Origin of the sequence: Enterococcus avium (assembly GCF_002891025.1) — a bacterium.
GTDB classification, from domain to species: Bacteria; Bacillota; Bacilli; order Lactobacillales; family Enterococcaceae; genus Enterococcus_A; species Enterococcus_A avium.
Genome location: NZ_NBSL01000002.1, coordinates 2812017 through 2827581, shown reverse-complemented (window position 1 = coordinate 2827581; position 15565 = coordinate 2812017). Strand labels below are relative to the sequence as shown.

At 40.0% G+C, this 15565-nt stretch carries 16 protein-coding genes; 2 read left to right on the top strand and 14 right to left on the bottom strand.

Translation table 11 applies throughout. From position 1 onward, the window contains the following. Positions 1 to 18 precede the first annotated feature (18 nt). The 6 genes from AUF14_RS14160 to AUF14_RS14135 form a co-directional block, all read right to left on the bottom strand. Complete coding sequence (locus AUF14_RS14160) at positions 19 to 360, bottom strand: hypothetical protein (RefSeq protein ID WP_049221323.1); 342 nt, start codon at positions 358 to 360, stop codon at positions 19 to 21. Between the two features lie 133 nt (positions 361 to 493). Beyond that, positions 494 to 1873, bottom strand: a complete 1380-nt coding sequence (locus AUF14_RS14155; RefSeq protein ID WP_049221325.1) for an MATE family efflux transporter — start codon at positions 1871 to 1873, stop codon at positions 494 to 496. After that, positions 1874 to 2311 carry a MarR family winged helix-turn-helix transcriptional regulator gene (locus AUF14_RS14150; protein ID WP_016181742.1) on the bottom strand — a complete coding sequence of 146 codons (438 nt, stop codon included), beginning with the start codon at positions 2309 to 2311 and terminating at the stop codon, positions 1874 to 1876. A gap of 624 nt (positions 2312 to 2935) precedes the next feature. Next, a complete protein-coding gene (locus AUF14_RS14145) occupies positions 2936 to 4213 on the bottom strand; it encodes an L-lactate MFS transporter (protein ID WP_102866096.1) in 1278 nt (425 codons plus the stop codon). A gap of 385 nt (positions 4214 to 4598) precedes the next feature. After that, complete coding sequence (locus tag AUF14_RS14140; RefSeq protein ID WP_048720316.1) at positions 4599 to 5030, bottom strand: effector binding domain-containing protein; 432 nt, start codon at positions 5028 to 5030, stop codon at positions 4599 to 4601. A 135-nt stretch (positions 5031 to 5165) separates the two neighbouring features. Then, positions 5166 to 5696, bottom strand: coding sequence for a helix-turn-helix domain-containing protein (locus AUF14_RS14135; protein WP_049221329.1), 531 nt, complete (start codon positions 5694 to 5696; stop codon positions 5166 to 5168). A 204-nt stretch (positions 5697 to 5900) separates the two neighbouring features. Between AUF14_RS14135 and AUF14_RS14130 the strand changes: the two genes are divergently transcribed. Together AUF14_RS14130 and AUF14_RS14125 are read left to right on the top strand one after the other, a co-directional pair. Beyond that, a complete protein-coding gene (locus AUF14_RS14130; RefSeq protein ID WP_049221332.1) occupies positions 5901 to 6353 on the top strand; it encodes a LytTR family DNA-binding domain-containing protein in 453 nt (150 codons plus the stop codon). Beyond that, the gene (locus AUF14_RS14125) at positions 6338 to 6748 is read left to right on the top strand and encodes a hypothetical protein (RefSeq protein WP_049221335.1); all 411 of its coding nucleotides are present in this window, start codon (positions 6338 to 6340) and stop codon (positions 6746 to 6748) included. Before AUF14_RS14130 ends, AUF14_RS14125 begins: the two co-directional genes overlap by 16 nt. Before the next feature lie 45 nt (positions 6749 to 6793). Here the strand turns inward: AUF14_RS14125 and AUF14_RS14120 are convergent, their stop codons facing one another. The 8 genes from AUF14_RS14120 to AUF14_RS14085 form a co-directional block, all read right to left on the bottom strand. Beyond that, positions 6794 to 7114 (bottom strand): DsrE/DsrF/TusD sulfur relay family protein, encoded by a 321-nt coding sequence (locus AUF14_RS14120; protein WP_016181748.1) that lies wholly within the window; start codon positions 7112 to 7114, stop codon positions 6794 to 6796. A gap of 162 nt (positions 7115 to 7276) precedes the next feature. Beyond that, positions 7277 to 8368 (bottom strand): coiled-coil domain-containing protein, encoded by a 1092-nt coding sequence (locus AUF14_RS14115; RefSeq protein ID WP_049221338.1) that lies wholly within the window; start codon positions 8366 to 8368, stop codon positions 7277 to 7279. Between the two features lie 18 nt (positions 8369 to 8386). After that, entirely contained in the window at positions 8387 to 9130 is a 744-nt protein-coding gene (locus tag AUF14_RS14110) for a hypothetical protein (protein ID WP_016181750.1), read from the bottom strand. 18 nt (positions 9131 to 9148) lie between these two features. Further along, the gene (gene lepB / locus AUF14_RS14105; RefSeq protein ID WP_049221342.1) at positions 9149 to 9715 is read right to left on the bottom strand and encodes a signal peptidase I; all 567 of its coding nucleotides are present in this window, start codon (positions 9713 to 9715) and stop codon (positions 9149 to 9151) included. Positions 9716 to 9731: 16 nt separating this feature from the next. Next, positions 9732 to 11936 carry a glucosaminidase domain-containing protein gene (locus tag AUF14_RS14100; protein ID WP_049221345.1) on the bottom strand — a complete coding sequence of 735 codons (2205 nt, stop codon included), beginning with the start codon at positions 11934 to 11936 and terminating at the stop codon, positions 9732 to 9734. A 718-nt stretch (positions 11937 to 12654) separates the two neighbouring features. Beyond that, the gene (gene phnX, locus AUF14_RS14095) at positions 12655 to 13470 is read right to left on the bottom strand and encodes a phosphonoacetaldehyde hydrolase (RefSeq protein WP_049221347.1); all 816 of its coding nucleotides are present in this window, start codon (positions 13468 to 13470) and stop codon (positions 12655 to 12657) included. Then, positions 13460 to 14554 carry a 2-aminoethylphosphonate--pyruvate transaminase gene (phnW, locus tag AUF14_RS14090; protein WP_049221350.1) on the bottom strand — a complete coding sequence of 365 codons (1095 nt, stop codon included), beginning with the start codon at positions 14552 to 14554 and terminating at the stop codon, positions 13460 to 13462. The genes phnX and phnW overlap by 11 nt, the downstream gene beginning before the upstream one ends. Positions 14555 to 14564: 10 nt before the next feature. Beyond that, a complete protein-coding gene (locus AUF14_RS14085; protein ID WP_049221353.1) occupies positions 14565 to 15539 on the bottom strand; it encodes an extracellular solute-binding protein in 975 nt (324 codons plus the stop codon). Positions 15540 to 15565: the final 26 nt, after the last annotated feature.

Here is a 15565-nt window from a genome sequence, read left to right as displayed (position 1 = left end):
ATTGTTTTTTATTTTTTGTCAACCTATCTTGTGCCTTCTTTTAAAAATTATTGTTAACGCATCACTGATTAAGGCACAAAGAAAGCAAGCGATGGTTACGATAAGTACTTTTTTATCGGCAGAAATGTCACTTAATTTAAAGAACAAATACAGAATCAAGGATGACCCCGTCAAAATTCCGCCAAATAAACGATTGGAAAACTGCCAGATTCGTTTACCATATTTCAAAAAAGCAATGCCGCGAAAACCGATCCCGCCAGTATAGCCCTGTGCACTAATAAGCATAACCAGCAAACCTAAAGCAGTTAATAATAAAAGAACAGTATCTACCTCCGTTTTTTCAATGATTCCCACGACCATTATTTTTCAGCCCCTTGATTTTTATATAAAGTTCTTCTTTTAAAATACATTATAGATTATCGACTTACAAAATACAGCAAATAAAAAGAGCAATCAAACTGATCAGAATCAATTTGATTACCCTTTTTACTAATTATTCTGCATCATACTCTAAATCAGACACCGCCGATTCTTCCTTACTAAGGCGTCTGATACCAATCGTATAAAGAATTCCCGTCAAAAGCGCTGCGCTTGCATCAGCAAAAGGTGCCGCATGTAGCAAGCCATCCATTCCCCAGGTGTTTGAAAAAAGTAAAATTGCTGGAATCAGTAAAATAATTTGACGAGTCAATGTTAAGAAAATAGCCGACCGGGTTCTTCCTGTGGCCTGAAAGAAATTCGAAGCGACAATTTGGAAGCCGATAACTGGCAAACACAAAAACCATGTTTGCAAGGCCTTCGTTCCAAACGTCAGAAGTTCAGGCTCATTATTGAATAGCCTCACCAACTGTTCTGGCATGATCCTCGTTGCTAACCAACCAATACACACAATCGTCGTAGCGACCGTGATCGCATATTTTTGCGCTTCTTTTACCCGACCAAATTTTTTTGCCCCATAATTGAAACTAACGATCGGCTGTGCACCTTGAATAAGTCCAGTGATCGGCATCAATAGAATCGTTTGAATACTGTTGACGATTCCCATTCCAGATACCGCAATATCCCCGCCGTAGGTCAATAACGACATATTCAAAACGACGTTCAAAATGCTATTTCCCAACTGCAACAGAAAACTAGGCATTCCCAAAGTAGTGATGCGCACAGCGACACGCCCTTTGATTCGCATATTCTTAAGCCGAATCTGATGATGACTGCGTTTACTAAGTAGATAACTTAAAATCCAAACCATTGAAATAAACTGTGACAAGATTGTAGCTAACGCCGCGCCTGCCATCCCCATATCAAAAAAATAGATAAAGACTGGATCAAGAATGATATTGACGCCTGCGCCCATAAACATCGTGATCATGGCTAATTTAGGTTGTCCATCTGCTCGTAAAAAGTTATTCATACCAATACTAACAATCTGAAAAACAGCCCCTGAAAAAATAATCCGCATATAACTGATGGCATAAGGAAGAACGCTATCACTAGCGCCAAAAGTCGCCAACATTGGAGATAAAAACAGATGCCCCATCAGCATAAATAGGAGCCCGCTAATTATCAGTAAAGAAAAGGCATTTCCCATTGCACGCTCAGCTTCCTCTGTTTTTCCGGCACCTAGCTTCATAGAAAAAAGCGTCGCACCCCCGACACCAAATAGAATACCAATCGATAATAAAATAATCATAATCGGAAATCCGATTGTGATTCCCGCCAAACCATTTGCTCCCAAGCCAGGTGCATGACCGATATAGATCCGATCAACTACGTTGTACAACGCATTGACTACCATTCCAATGATTGCTGGAATAGAAAATTGCATTAATAACTTGGGAATTTTTTCTGTCCCTAACGGATTCGCTGCTTCCATTTAATTTCCTCCCTTTAAATCATGTTGTTCGGTTTTCTCGACCATCTCCTCTAATAATTCAAAAAGCAGATTACGCTTAGATTCATCCATTCCCTCTAGCATGATCTTATTCCAACCGACAAATTTTTCGACCATCGCTTCTCGCATATCCAGACCCTTTTGTGTCATAGAAATTTTATTGCAGCGTTTGTCCTTTTCATCCTTTTCCTTTGTAACCAGACCCTTTTTAATCAGCGATTGAACTGTCCGAGCCGTCAGTGCCTTATCTACTTGCAAGTAAGTGCTGATTTCCTCCTGAGTCACTGCGTTATGTCGATAAAGATACATCAGGATCGGCTGTTCTGCCGTAGTAATGTTCAACGGCTTCATCGCCGCATTCAAATAAATTTGATTTTTTCGATACAAAATCGAAATCAACCGTCCGACACTTCGTTTCATAATACCCTCCGAATCTTTTAAAAAACAATAGTTGACTACTCAACTAATTTACCAAGAATTAGTTGAGTAGTCAACTATTGTTCAAAAAGAAATTTTAATAAATATGAAAAGCGAGCTTTCGCCGTGTTACACCTGTAACTAGCAGTTGGTAAAAATGTAATGGATTCATTTTCGCCTCATATGCGATTTGACTAAATCTCTTGTTCTTTTTTGATAAAAGCTATATCTACAACTCACCCTTAATAAACTGCAAAAAGCCAAACTCGCAGCTAGCTCAATAGAATGATAAACATTTTTCGAAATACGCGAAAAATGCTCTTAGTTTCGCACGCATACGATTTAGCTAAACCACTTGTTCAGTTTTTTGTAAAAAACGACATCCTCGTCTCAAGCTTTATAAACTGCGAAAAGCCAAACTCGCAGCTAGTTCGTATTAATGGACTAACTTTTTCAAAAAGCGAAAAAGTTAATCTTATTCTCACTGCGCATACGATTTGGCTAAACTACTTGTTCAGTTTTTGATAAAAAACGACATCTTCATCTCAAACTTTATATACTGCGAAAAGCCAAACTCGCAAAAAAGCGATTAAAACCAGCTGGTCTTAATCGCCTTGAATAGATTCTTTATGCACGCTCAGTATTTGAGCTTTTTGGTGTCTTATCACCCGTTGATTTCGCTAAACCTTTAATTGATCCGCGAATGATCATGGAAGCCGCAAAACCAACCAATGCTAAAACAGCGAATATTCGCAAAACATTCGTATATGAATGGAACATTTCAGTGATCTTCCCTAAAAAAATCGGACCGAACATCCCAGCCGCTGCCCAGGCAGTTAAGATACACCCATGAATCGCACCGACTTCCTTTGAACCAAAGACATCGCCAATATATGCAGGGACAATCGAAAAGCCTGCACCATAACAAGTCATCAACAAACAGATCAATGCGGCAAACAGCAGTGGCGAGCTTACTACTGATAAACTTAACAACACAATAATATCAATCACAAAAAGAATCGTGAAGACATTCTTACGTCCCAAGACATCTGAGATCAAGGCCCAAACCAACCGGCCGCACCCATTGAATACACCCATCACACCGACCATCGTAGCCGCCATGCCAGCAGTCATTCCGGTAATTTCTTGGGCCATTGGTGAAGCTTCTGAAACAAGCGAGATTCCGCAAGTAATATTTAAAAATAGCATAAACCATAATAGCCAAAAGGTTTTTGTTTTAATCGCTTGATTGGCGGTCAGTTGCACGCCGCGATATTGAATTTTCACTTCTTCTTTTGGATTGGGCGCTTCAAAGCCTTCTGGCGTCCAGCCAACTGGCGGTTTTTCCAAATACCGTGAAGCGGTGAACATCACTAAGAAATACGCAATCCCTAAAATATAAAAGGTCGAAGGAACACCGACACGCACCATCAATTGTTGGGCGATCGGTCCAGTGATCATAGAAGCAAAACCAAATCCCATGATGGCAAGTCCAGTAGCCAAGCCCTTTCTATCTGGGAACCATCGGATCATGGTTGATACTGGTGTAACATACCCAGCTCCTAAACCGATTCCGCCAATAATCCCATAAGTCAGATACAACATTGGCAGCGAATGACTAGAAACCGCAAAGCCAGTCGAGATAATTCCCAAACCGAATAAAATCGAGGCGACCGTTCCTGTCTTTCTTGGGCCAAATTTTTCTACAAATTTCCCCATAAATGCCGCTGATGTTCCTAAACAGAAAATCGCTAAACTAAATGCAAAAGAGATTGATGATTTATCCCACCCGGTCATCTCTTTAATTGGTTCCTTGAATACGCTCCACGCATATGCTGAACCGATAGATAGATGAATCGCTACGCCTGACAAAGCGATCAGCCATCTATTTTTTTCCCTGCGCATCTTTTTTCCTCCTATTTTCCGCTGATTTATGTGTTTGAGTGTGACAAAAAATAGATAACAAATGTTATCTTTTTTTGTTTGAAAAATATTTATTTTTAGCACTCAATAAACACGAGTATACGCTCTCATTTCGTTAAATTCAACTAAAATTTTGATATATTCCGAATATTGAGATTGTGTTAAAAAAAAGAATTCTATTTAATTTCTGTATGTATCTATCCCTATACAGATAAATGCTCTTATAAAATAAAATTCTTCACATTCCTCGCCTATTTCCGCTTTAATAATTTTGACTCTTTCTTCACTTTTTAACCTTGAAAAAAAGACTATCAATCGAATTTCCCTTGATAGTCCCTAGACTCAGAATGAATCCCTTTTCTCACTCTTACTTCTTCATTTTTTGAATAGGTACATAAAATAATACCTTACCTACGCCTGTGTACTCTTCTAAATTAAAATTTCCGGCAATTTGGAAATCTTCACTTTGAGCCAATTCACCATAGTTGCGGCCGATCAGTTGATCCAACTCTACTTGGTCTGTATAGTTTAGGTCAAAACAGGCATACGTTCCCGCAGGCAATTCAAACTCAGATGGACGAGTTTCTGTGGTTTCGGTATTTCCAATCAGATAACATTGTTCACCATCGATAACTGCGTTTACAGCTAACAGATTCTCTTCAACCTTTGAGGCATATTCTTCTTTTGACCGCATCTTCTGTTTACTCATTTCTGCCAATCCATTCGCAGAATTCGGCGCATTCAAAGTTGTAATCCAACCGTAAACCGTCACGGCCTCTCTTTCAACAGTCTTAAACATGACTAGATTCCTTCTCTCTTTGAAGTTCTTTCCATTTTTCGCTAAAAAAACAGGGAGTCATCCGTTACACGCTAAATATATAGTCCTCACCTAGTCAATGCAATAAAGATGCCTGTAGAAACCAACATCGTCTGTTTAAAAATGAATATAGCCCAGCGCAGCCAGGATTAAGAGCGTTGTGCATAAAATTATGAGAAACAACGTAACCAGCAAAAACATACTAACAGTGTTTTTAACCGAAGGAGTCATTACATCCTTCAGGTTTTTAAAGTGGATCACACATACCCAGCCCATAGCGATCGTTAACAACAACTGAATCGGAATGATTCCAGCCAGACTTCCGCCATTGATCGCTGCTACAAATCCAGCAAATGAAAAAAGTAGCAGCGCAACTGCACAAATTACAGAAAATAAACCCACTTGAAACGACTGCAACAGCTTTGCCTCTTGCTTTATCTTAGCCATATACTTCACATCCCCTTTCATCAAATAATCAAGAGAGACTTCATAATAATCACTGATGGCAACTAGCGTTGGAATGTCGGGATAATTTTTCTCATTCTCCCAATTCGAAATCGTTTGGCGTGTCACGTGAAAAATTTTTGCCGCCTCTTGCTGTGTAAGTCCCCGCTCTTTTCTTTGCGCTTTTAAAATCTTAGCGATCATGATGATTTCTCCTTCCTAACTTGATGATAGGATCTCTAACTAAATTATACTAGAAAGCACCACTTACTTATTGTTTTTGTGACGCAAGAACTATTTGACATTGCCAATTTTTGCAACAAACCTCTCTTTTCCTGCAACAAACGAAAAAAAGATTCTTTCTGCTGACAATCCTTGCTATGCTTAAGTCACAGAAGGGGGAAACATATGAACATCAACTTTACCTGGGTGAAAGAAAAAGCCTTAAACGAAATTGATATTTTTGCGAATCCTGAAAACAGGGCCAAACTCGAACGTCTTGAAAAACAGCTGCAACAAGAACAGGAAATTGTGGCAATTGATCCTAAAAATAACCGTTCAATCAAATTACCGCTAGACCAAATAGTCTCTTTTGAAACCATGGGGCATTTAGTCAACGTCCAGTTAATCAATCAGCAGAACTATCTCATGCAAAAACGGCTTAAGGAATTGGTTACTTTAGAGAGTCAAAATTTTTATCGCATTAATAATTCGCAGATTTTAAATCTAAACTGTGTTCAATCCTTCCAATTAGGAGAGCACGCGCGTTTAGAAGTTCACACCAAAACAGATTCTACTTATATTGTCAGTCGTCACTATGCCAAGAAAATCAAGGAGGAACTATCATGTTCAAACAATTAAAAAATAATTTCTTTCAAGCAGGCTTTGGATCGTTTATTTGGATCACTATTCTTTGCTCACTCACGGATTTCTCTTCAAAAATTCCTTTTCATTATATCTGGAATCTCGTTGGAATTAGCGTTCTAATCGGCCTTTTATTCGGGATCGTCTATCCTTTTTTATGGAACTATTCGACCTTTAAAGCTTCAATCAATATTGTCATCTGTACAGTGTTAAATACGCTTTGCGCTTATACAGGCGTGTATCTTTATTCGACTCAGATGTTCGACCTGATCCGACCGTTCTTTATCGCCGTATTGCTGCTTACATTGATTCTGCATATCATCACCTTTTATTTCTACTCAAAACACGATAATAAAAAAATGGCCGCAGCATTAAACAATCTGAATGATTAAAAAAATCCCTGACTTTGTTTTCAAGTCAGGGAGTTTTCTATGCTTTTAAAATGTTACGATCTTATCCGCCCACTCCACCATTTCAACACAATCAAACATCGTTGAAATTGGACAGGAGGTTTGATCCTCTAATTGTCGAGATTTGAGGCAAGTACCGCAAGCCAATAGCTCGCCGCCTTGCTCTTCCAACTTCTGCATTTCCGCTGGCACATTGTATTGATCGTCTTCAATACTTTCAACTTCCACGGCTTCCCCCATAAGGAAAAATTTCACCTGATGCCCTTTCTTCAAAGCCGCTACACCAAATCGAAAAGCGTTCCAAGCTTTCTCATGCTCTTTGGTTTCCAAAATAATCGCTAATTTCATTTCATCCGCTCCTTTGGTTTTATAGTTTATACAGTGGGTATTTCTACTACAATCACCTTAAAGTATAGCCTTAAAAAAAACTGAAAACAATCCGCTTTTTACTATAAAAATAAAAGGTACCAGCACACGCTAATACCTTCATTCTTTTAACTTATGAATAGATTAGTCTAGAATTTTCGTTACATCTTCTTGCATTTTTCCTTGCGCAAGGATATTTACTCGAGTTTGCAACTCTTCATACATTGAAGCAACCGACTGACGAGACTCGTTTACTTCTTCAGAAATCTCTTTGGCTTGCTCGTTGATCATCGCCAACTCTTTCTTCGCTTCTTCTATAATCCGATATGCTTCCATCTTGGATTTTTCTACCATACGATTGGCTTGTTTTCGTGCTGAAATCAACACTTCACCGATTTCCTGCTGTGCTGAAACTGCTTCTTTTTTTAATTGTTCATTTTCTGCACGAAGCTCGGCAACTTTTTCTCTTAGATCTAGGAGTTCTTTTTCTTGAAGCTCTTTCGCTTCTTGTTCTTCCGCCATTTGATCCATCGCTTGGTCTTTCTCAACGATTACCTTATCTAATTGAGAGTATTCTTCGTCTTTCTCATTGATCTCTGCAATCAATTCATCGATCTGGCCTTCCAATTGATGGATTTTTTCTAGTCGTTGGATTTCTTCATCTTTTTGCTGGGCAACTAGTGCTTGATGTTCTTCGTGAATTTCTTCCAACTCCTGTTCTACAGTAGCTAAATGGGCTACCGAATCCTTTAATTTTTCATTTTCTGCTAGAGCTTGTTCCAACTGCTGTCTCAACTGATCCAATTCTTGTGTCTCTTTCAGTCGTTGAACTTCTTGACGCGCTCGTTGGACCTCTGCTTCTAAATCTTGGATTTGGCGGCGATTTTGGGCCTTTTCTTCTCCCATCCTTAATACAGATTGACGATAATTCTCGTTTTCTTTGGTTAACTGCTGAGTTTGTGCCGACATTTCCTTTTTATATTTCTGTAAAACTTGTTCCTTTTCAAAAATCAAACGTTTTAACTCTTTGATTTCTTCCGCTTGCTTTTCTGGAGTCTCTGGAATTGTGTTATCAGAAACCATCTTCAAAGCGGGAGCAGGCTTCGCCTGTGTTTGCGCCTGCGCTGCCGGCGGGGTTTGCTCCTCATTTTCAACTCTCTCTTCTGGAACAGAATTGATCTCATCGATAATGTTCTTGTTGAAAAACCATCCGCTCTTTTTTTGTTGTGCTACCATTTTTTTCCCTTCTTTCCGTTAGTCTTCTTCTTGAATCATTAAAAATTTATCTTCTCCATTCTCACGAGAGAAAGTACAGCTATAATCTTGTTTCTGCTTCTCCCCATCCCTTACATTTAGCTGGAAGGTGATCTGTGTTAGATTGGATATCCCCTCTGCTTCAGCAGCAAAGGCTGTGATATTGTCTTTAATTTGTTGACGATTGTCTTCACTGGTCAAGTCACCAGCCAAGGCAATATTCAACGTTTGAGTCGGTATATCTAAGACGATCAATGTCGTCGGTAACCCAAAGTAAGGACTGAGTTTGCTGGAAAGATCACTCTCCATTGCGTATTGATTTTCACGACTATCATCAGAAAATAATTCGTCCCACGCATAATCCTGCAAGCCGATTCCCTCTTGCGGGTACTCTTTGACAGGCAGCTTATTGACTAATTTCTTTTGCTCCTTTTTCATTACTTGGACATCATCTTTCAGTGTATTGTTCTGCTCATTCATCGCATACAGCTGATTTTGTACCTGAAACAGGCTGTATGTGCTTAGAAGCATTCCCACTGCGAGACAGAAGATTACGAATAATAACGCCGATACATGCTTTGATTGTTGAATTTGCTTAACATAATCCAACTTCCGCTGAAAAGTCGCCGATGCATCTCTTGGTGGCTTAATCATCTGCAATCGAACGTTGATAACCATTCGATATAACCACACTAGGAGCACTAAAATGATGAGCCCTACACAAATCCAGTTAATGATTATCACGTATTTTCCCCTTTTCTTTTAGTATTCCAATTTAGCGAGATGAATCGCTGGAAAACGGAATTGGACAGTTCCTTCGATTGACTTTCGATGGACAAAACCAAACGACCGGCTGTCCTTAGAAACATCCACATGATCGCCAATAACGAAGTAAACATCTTCTGGAATTTTGTTTAACGTTTGAAATTCATCTGCTACAGTTGGTGACAACTGATACGTATTCGTTGTTTCAAAATCACCTTGTTCTCCGAGATCTAAAACCATTCGACCATTTCGAACAAACATACTGTCACCTGGTAAACCAATCACCCGTTTGACAAACATCCCCTCTTCCTTATCCATTGAAAAAGCAATAATATCGTAACGTTGAACTTGAACATTTTTTTTAACGAGAACTTGATCCTTTTCCGTCAACGTCGGAATCATCGAAGTACCTGAAATCGTGTGGACACTATAGTGTTTTTGTAATTGTCCTCTCATAACAAGCAGCATCGTTACAGATAGAATGATAAGAAGACCGGCAGTTAATAGTATGGCCCTCCTGTCATTCGACGGATCCTCTGCGTGCCCGTGTCGCTTATTTGCCATGAGTGATGGCACCCCTTTATTTTGCTTTAATATAAGTAACCAAATCTGATTTCGCTAAGTTCGAATCAATGACTCGATATGAAATCACCGTTCCTCCATAAACATTGCCTTCTGAGATCAAAATTCCCTCTGGTCGAACCACTTCAACAAAAGCAACATGTCCATAACGCGGGTCTGAGCCAGCTGTGCCTGGTGTAAAGGAAATCAACCAGCCAGCTTTTGGTTCGCGGCTGACTTCATAGCCTAATGCTTTTCCTTTGGTTCCCCATTCACCGCCGTTTCCCATAAAGTCATCGACGCTCTTGCCTAATTGTTTCACGCGGTTAAAAGCGTACCAGGTACATTGCCCGACTGGATACGAACCAGAAGTGTTGTAATTGACCCCGTTATAATCCGGGTAGCGCATCATCGTTCGGTATTCTTCAGGAATCTCATCTTTTCCCTTAATGAAAATCCCTGAAGACTGATCAACTTTGACACGATCGTATTGTGTCAGGTTGTAGACAGCAATAATCGAGTTTAGCTTTCTATTATAAGAAGTATCCGTAGCATACTTTCCAGTTAAGGCCTGTGTCGATCGTAAATAATTCTTTGCGGTAGAGCGCCACGTATCTTTATAGTATCCGTCATTACCAGAGATTCCGCCCCGTAATAATTGAACGTAATCTCCTAATGAAGCAGCATAATTAGGATACTTTCGAAAGGCCGAATTAATCGAGTACAGCTCGCCATTCCCACGGTCCTCTTGAGTCGCCATTGAAACAGCCTGACCTTGATAAGTTCCCTTTACACCGAATAGATTATAATTTGGCGGCAATGACAAACTGCTTGTACCAGAACCACTTTCTAATAAAGCCTGTGCGATCATCACTGATGCAAAGACATCATATTCTTGTCCCAGCTTACGTGCATCCTCCGCGATGGTTGAAATAAAATTCTTCGCTCCTTCATTTTCAGTAAAATTAATAGAAGCAGGATATTCAGCCAAGATTGTTTGTCCATATTCAGTCAATTCCACAGTTGGCAAAGCTTGAACCAATAAATCTTCATCAATACTTATTGGCTGAAGAACGACCTGTCGCTGTTTTTCCTTTTTATCTGACTCTTCATTCTCAGCCTTTTCTGTATCAAGCTCTGTAACTCCATCCGTCGCAGTTTCCGTTGATTCATCAGAAGCAGCGATTTCAACATCTTCAACTGTCAGATAATACTCTTTTCCAATATAGACACCGACTAATTCAAGCTGGTCGTTTTTCTTTTGGTAGAGCAGACTACCGACACTGATTTCTTCGCTTGCCTGTTCTGGAGTGCCTGTGATCTCAATCGCAAACAAATCGCTATAAAGCTTAGCGGCTAATTGTTCCACATTGAAATCCTTCGCCTGTTCCATCCCAAGCTTTTTAATACCGTCATAAATCAAAGCGGCCTGTGCTTTATTTTCAAAGCTTGACAGCAAGGGTAGTTCATAGCCTTTTAGATCGGATTGTGCAACTTCAGATGTCTTCAACTCACTTGGAAGCTGTAAAGTACTCGTCTCTGAAAAAGCAGCTGGCGGCTGTTGAATAGCATCAGTATTTGTTTGAACCTTAGGCTCACTTGGAGCCGGAGGTGTCGGGGCTGGACTTGGAACTGGTCTCGGCGTAGACGGTGTACTAGGATGGGGCTGTTCCTGACCAGAACTTGACGGTATCGTTGAAGAACTGCTGGTCGTTCCTGTTGAACTACTAGTAGTAGAGCTAGTCGATCCACTAGGTACACTGCTGCTAGAAGTCGATGACTCACTTGGTGTAGTAGTCGAACTGGACGTAGTATCTGTTTGGCTCGTCGAACTCTGACTTGTCGAGCTCTCACTGGATGTACCACTACTTGTGGAACTTTCACTAGTTGAACTATCGCTTTTCGGTGGTTCTACTGTGCTGCTTTGTGTAGGCATTTCTGGGATGGTATCTATCGGTGCACTTTCTGCCGGCTGCTGTTCCACAGGAGTCTCTGGTACAGCAGATACTTCCGATGCTGGTGCTGGTGTTTCAGTAATCGGCTCCGATGCTTTCGGTACGGATTCAGGTTCAACCGGTAGAACGGTAGAACTTTCAGGAACTGTCGTCTCTATGACAGAGGATTCTTGAAGTAAATTATCCGCTTTTAGTGCCCCACTTTGCAGACTAGCAACTCCCCAACAAACTACTGCTATCCCGCAAATTACCATAACAATCTTTTTCATGAACATTTCCCCTTCTTTCTCTCTCAAGTCAAGCTAAGTATTTAATGAAACACTAGGGGCAACCAATGAATGGAAAAAAATCAAGGATGCTGAAAATAATCCGCATCCTTGATTCATTCTTCAATAATGATGCATCCACTTAAATTTTCCAATGAATGCTAATCATCTGCCGCCGCTCATCGCTAAACCTTTAAATAGCAACTTGATAAGTCACACTATTTCACTGACTCGCGGCACTTTAGCTTCTCCTCGCATAAGGAGAGAAGCTAATCAACATGATCCATGATTGAGTGCTTATCAACCTTCAGCATGCTGTCAGTAATAAAATTACAATGACCGGATCTTTATATGTATTTTTTATTTTTTGTATGAACTTTTATGAGTGTTATCGTTCGCTAGTAATTTGCATCAAATTCCTTGCATTAACACCATAAAAAAGCGAGAACTCCTTCATTGTACGCACCATTGGTTACACATATTATTCTACCTGCATTTATAAGGAATGTCTCAGCCATTTTTGAAATATAAAATTTAATTTTTGGATAAAAATAAGGAATTTGGGTTTTTGAATTCGCTTACAAATTTGTAATAGCCTAAATCTAGCTAAATATGAAATTATTAAGAATAGCAAAACAGAAAAAATCTTTTTTTGTTTTTTCTTTTTATTTTTTGAATAAATAAAGAAATATCGACTTTTAAAGCCGATATTTCTCTTCGCCTACGCTGATTCTCGCTTTTTTGTTTGTAATTTTGGAATCGTTGAATGCTCCTGCAAAAGCTCAGCTAATTCCAGTAGATTTTTAATACAAAGATCCGCCCCATGCTGATAAAAGATTTCCGCTGTTTGTTGGTTCAACCGTTCCATTTCTTCTTTTGAGAATTGTTTGTATTCCTCTAAAGAAAGTCCCATCACTGAGCTTCCCTCAGTGACAGCGATACTCAAGACCCCCGCGTTTTTTCCTTCTTGAATATCAGCGATTGTATCTCCTACTTTAATCACTTCTTCCATCGAATGGTTTTGAAAATGGCGCATATTCTCAAAAATCATGAATGGATATGGCCGCCCCAATGAATCAACCTCATCTGGTGTTACGACATAATCAGGACGATAGCCTTCCATCGTGGCCGTGTTTAATACAACAGCCATCATTTCTTTGGTATAGCCAGTCGTAGAGCCAATATTATAGCCTAATTGCTTAATTTTTTTCATCGCCTGCTTGGTTTCCGGTTTTAAATGACTGTTCTCTGCGAGATCTGCAAACAAGTATTTCTCAAAATCCTGATAGATACTTAGCACATCTTTCTCTTCAGAAAGACGTCCATAAAGCTCAAACCATTGCTTTTTTACTTGCTCAAGCGAAAGCAGCTGTTTGATATGCTCAATTTTAAGCATCCCCATCGGTTTTCTGATTTCTTCATTGGAAAGCTCGATGTTCTTATTTCTAAATGCTTTTTTGAAAGCATGAACCGGTGCCATACAGCCGAAATCGACTGTTGTCCCAGCCCAGTCTAAAATAATTGTTTTAACTGACATATGCTACCTCCGAGTAATTTTCAATTACTTTGACTAACTGATCAATATCTTCTGGATAAATCTCACCGATATTTCCAATGCGGAAACAATCGACGGAACTTATTTTTCCTGGATAGATCACAAAGCCATTTTGTTTCAAATGCTGATAAAAATGGTCGAAGTTAAAGGCACTCTGCTTGGGATATAAAAATGAAGTGATAAATGGCCCTTGATGCTGCTTGATGAAGGGCTGATAGCCCAATTCACTCATTTTTTGCCGTAGCAGTCGATTATTTGTTAAATAGCGCATATAGCGTTGGTAGATTCCGCCTTCTGCATCTAGCTCTTTTAAAGCTTGATGAAAGGCTAAAACCGTGTGGGTGGGTGAAGTAAAGCGCCACTTGCCGTCCTTTTCCATCGTTTCATACTGATCATAAAGATCTAAAGACACCGTTCGTGAAAACTCTTTACGTTGCTCAAGCTGTGCCCGTTTGGCCAACGTAAAGGAAAAGCCTGGTACTCCTTGAATACATTTGTTCGAGCTTGAGACTAGAAAATCGATGGACAATGCCGTAACATCAATTGGAATTCCCCCAAAGCTAGACATTGCGTCCACGATAAACAGCAGCTCATTGTCTTTGGCAAGTGCAGCAATTTCTTCTAACTCATTTAAAATACCAGAAGTCGTTTCACTGTGAACCATCGCAAGCGCAGAAATGGTTGGATCATTCACGAGAATGCTTTTTATGTCCGTTGCTTGCGGAATTTCATCTTCTGCGACTTCATACACGCTGTAAGCCAAATGATGCCGTTCGCACATGCTGACCATTCGACGCCCGTAAGCGCCATTTACACAAACAAGCACATGATCCGTCGGTCCGATCACGGAGCTTAGGACAGATTCCACACCAAATGATCCGCTTCCCTGCATTAAGATCGTCGTATATTCTACTGGGGAAGCACCTGCTAAAGACAATAGCTTTTGTCGAATTTCCTGAGTAATCGTTTTGTATTCTTCATCCCATGTACAATGATCCACCATCATTGCTTGCTTAACCGTCTGAGTCGTCGTTAACGGTCCGGGTGTCAATAATTTGTAGTCCATGCTAAGCTCCTTAATCGATTAATTTCTGGTGCTGCTCTAATAATTCTGCGGTTAATTCTGTTGGAAAGACTTTTTGGTCCTTCGCTACGTGCGCGCTATCTACCTGCTCATCCTTGTACAGTGCGCTTGGATAGATTTCCAATAAGTCTTTACGACCCTTTTCCAAAATCAAATCCAGCATTTTTTCTGCTTCAGGATTGGTTTTGTCGCCTTTATTAATCACCGCCAAAGATTCAGTTAATGTATACGTTCCTTCTGAGGGTTCAACAAAATCAATCGGCAATCCATCCTGTTTATCTTTGACTGCCTGATGTCGTAACCCAAATCCGATCGCAACCTCACCTAGCCGAACCTTTTTCAACGGACCTGAACCAGAACTTTCTAAATGATCCCCCGCATTTTTGTATATCCCCTTCAGGATCGTTTTCGCTTCATCTTCCCCGTAATTATCAACTAACGCTTGGAACAGCAGCCACGCTGTAGACGATTGTTTGATATCTGAGATTGACAAGGCATCCTTGTATTTCGGATCGGCTAAATCTTTCAAACTAGTTGGAATTGGTAAGTTCATTTCCTTCATGACATCGGTATTATAGAAAATTGTTCCTTCTTGAACGGTAAAAGGTGCCGTGTAACCCGGAATTTTCGTTAACGATTCGACTGGAAGCGTTAATTCTTTAAACATCTTGTCTTTTTTCTGAGCACTATTTAAATAGAAGGTACTCATCGTGACTAAATCCGCTTCGATATTTTTTCCTTCCGCTAAGAGCTTTCCGCCTAGCTCAGAAGTGCCGAATGATTGCAGCGTGTACTTGCCCTTGTACCCGTTTTTGTCTAAAACATTCTTGATTACCTCCACCGGTTCTTCGTCAGCGTTAGTATAAATCGTGACTTTCTCGTCAGCCGCATTACTTTTGCTGCAAGCGCCTAATAATAGAAGGAAAAGCAAGCTTCCAAGCAGTGCGAGTAGTTTTTTTCTGTTCATTCATCATTCTCCTTTTTCATATTAAT

Coding starts and splice junctions, on each gene's coding strand:
- AUF14_RS14115 (WP_049221338.1), bottom strand. CDS start 8,368: ATGGTAGCACAACAAAAAAAGAGCGGATGGTTTTTCAACAAGAACATT.
- AUF14_RS14150 (WP_016181742.1), bottom strand. CDS start 2,311: ATGAAACGAAGTGTCGGACGGTTGATTTCGATTTTGTATCGAAAAAAT.
- AUF14_RS14155 (WP_049221325.1), bottom strand. CDS start 1,873: ATGGAAGCAGCGAATCCGTTAGGGACAGAAAAAATTCCCAAGTTATTA.
- AUF14_RS14130 (WP_049221332.1), top strand. CDS start 5,901: ATGAACATCAACTTTACCTGGGTGAAAGAAAAAGCCTTAAACGAAATT.
- lepB (WP_049221342.1), bottom strand. CDS start 9,715: ATGGCAAATAAGCGACACGGGCACGCAGAGGATCCGTCGAATGACAGG.
- phnW (WP_049221350.1), bottom strand. CDS start 14,554: ATGGACTACAAATTATTGACACCCGGACCGTTAACGACGACTCAGACG.
- AUF14_RS14085 (WP_049221353.1), bottom strand. CDS start 15,539: ATGAACAGAAAAAAACTACTCGCACTGCTTGGAAGCTTGCTTTTCCTT.
- AUF14_RS14140 (WP_048720316.1), bottom strand. CDS start 5,030: ATGTTTAAGACTGTTGAAAGAGAGGCCGTGACGGTTTACGGTTGGATT.
- AUF14_RS14100 (WP_049221345.1), bottom strand. CDS start 11,936: ATGAAAAAGATTGTTATGGTAATTTGCGGGATAGCAGTAGTTTGTTGG.
- AUF14_RS14160 (WP_049221323.1), bottom strand. CDS start 360: ATGGTCGTGGGAATCATTGAAAAAACGGAGGTAGATACTGTTCTTTTA.
- AUF14_RS14120 (WP_016181748.1), bottom strand. CDS start 7,114: ATGAAATTAGCGATTATTTTGGAAACCAAAGAGCATGAGAAAGCTTGG.
- phnX (WP_049221347.1), bottom strand. CDS start 13,470: ATGTCAGTTAAAACAATTATTTTAGACTGGGCTGGGACAACAGTCGAT.
- AUF14_RS14125 (WP_049221335.1), top strand. CDS start 6,338: ATGTTCAAACAATTAAAAAATAATTTCTTTCAAGCAGGCTTTGGATCG.
- AUF14_RS14135 (WP_049221329.1), bottom strand. CDS start 5,696: ATGATCGCTAAGATTTTAAAAGCGCAAAGAAAAGAGCGGGGACTTACA.
- AUF14_RS14145 (WP_102866096.1), bottom strand. CDS start 4,213: ATGCGCAGGGAAAAAAATAGATGGCTGATCGCTTTGTCAGGCGTAGCG.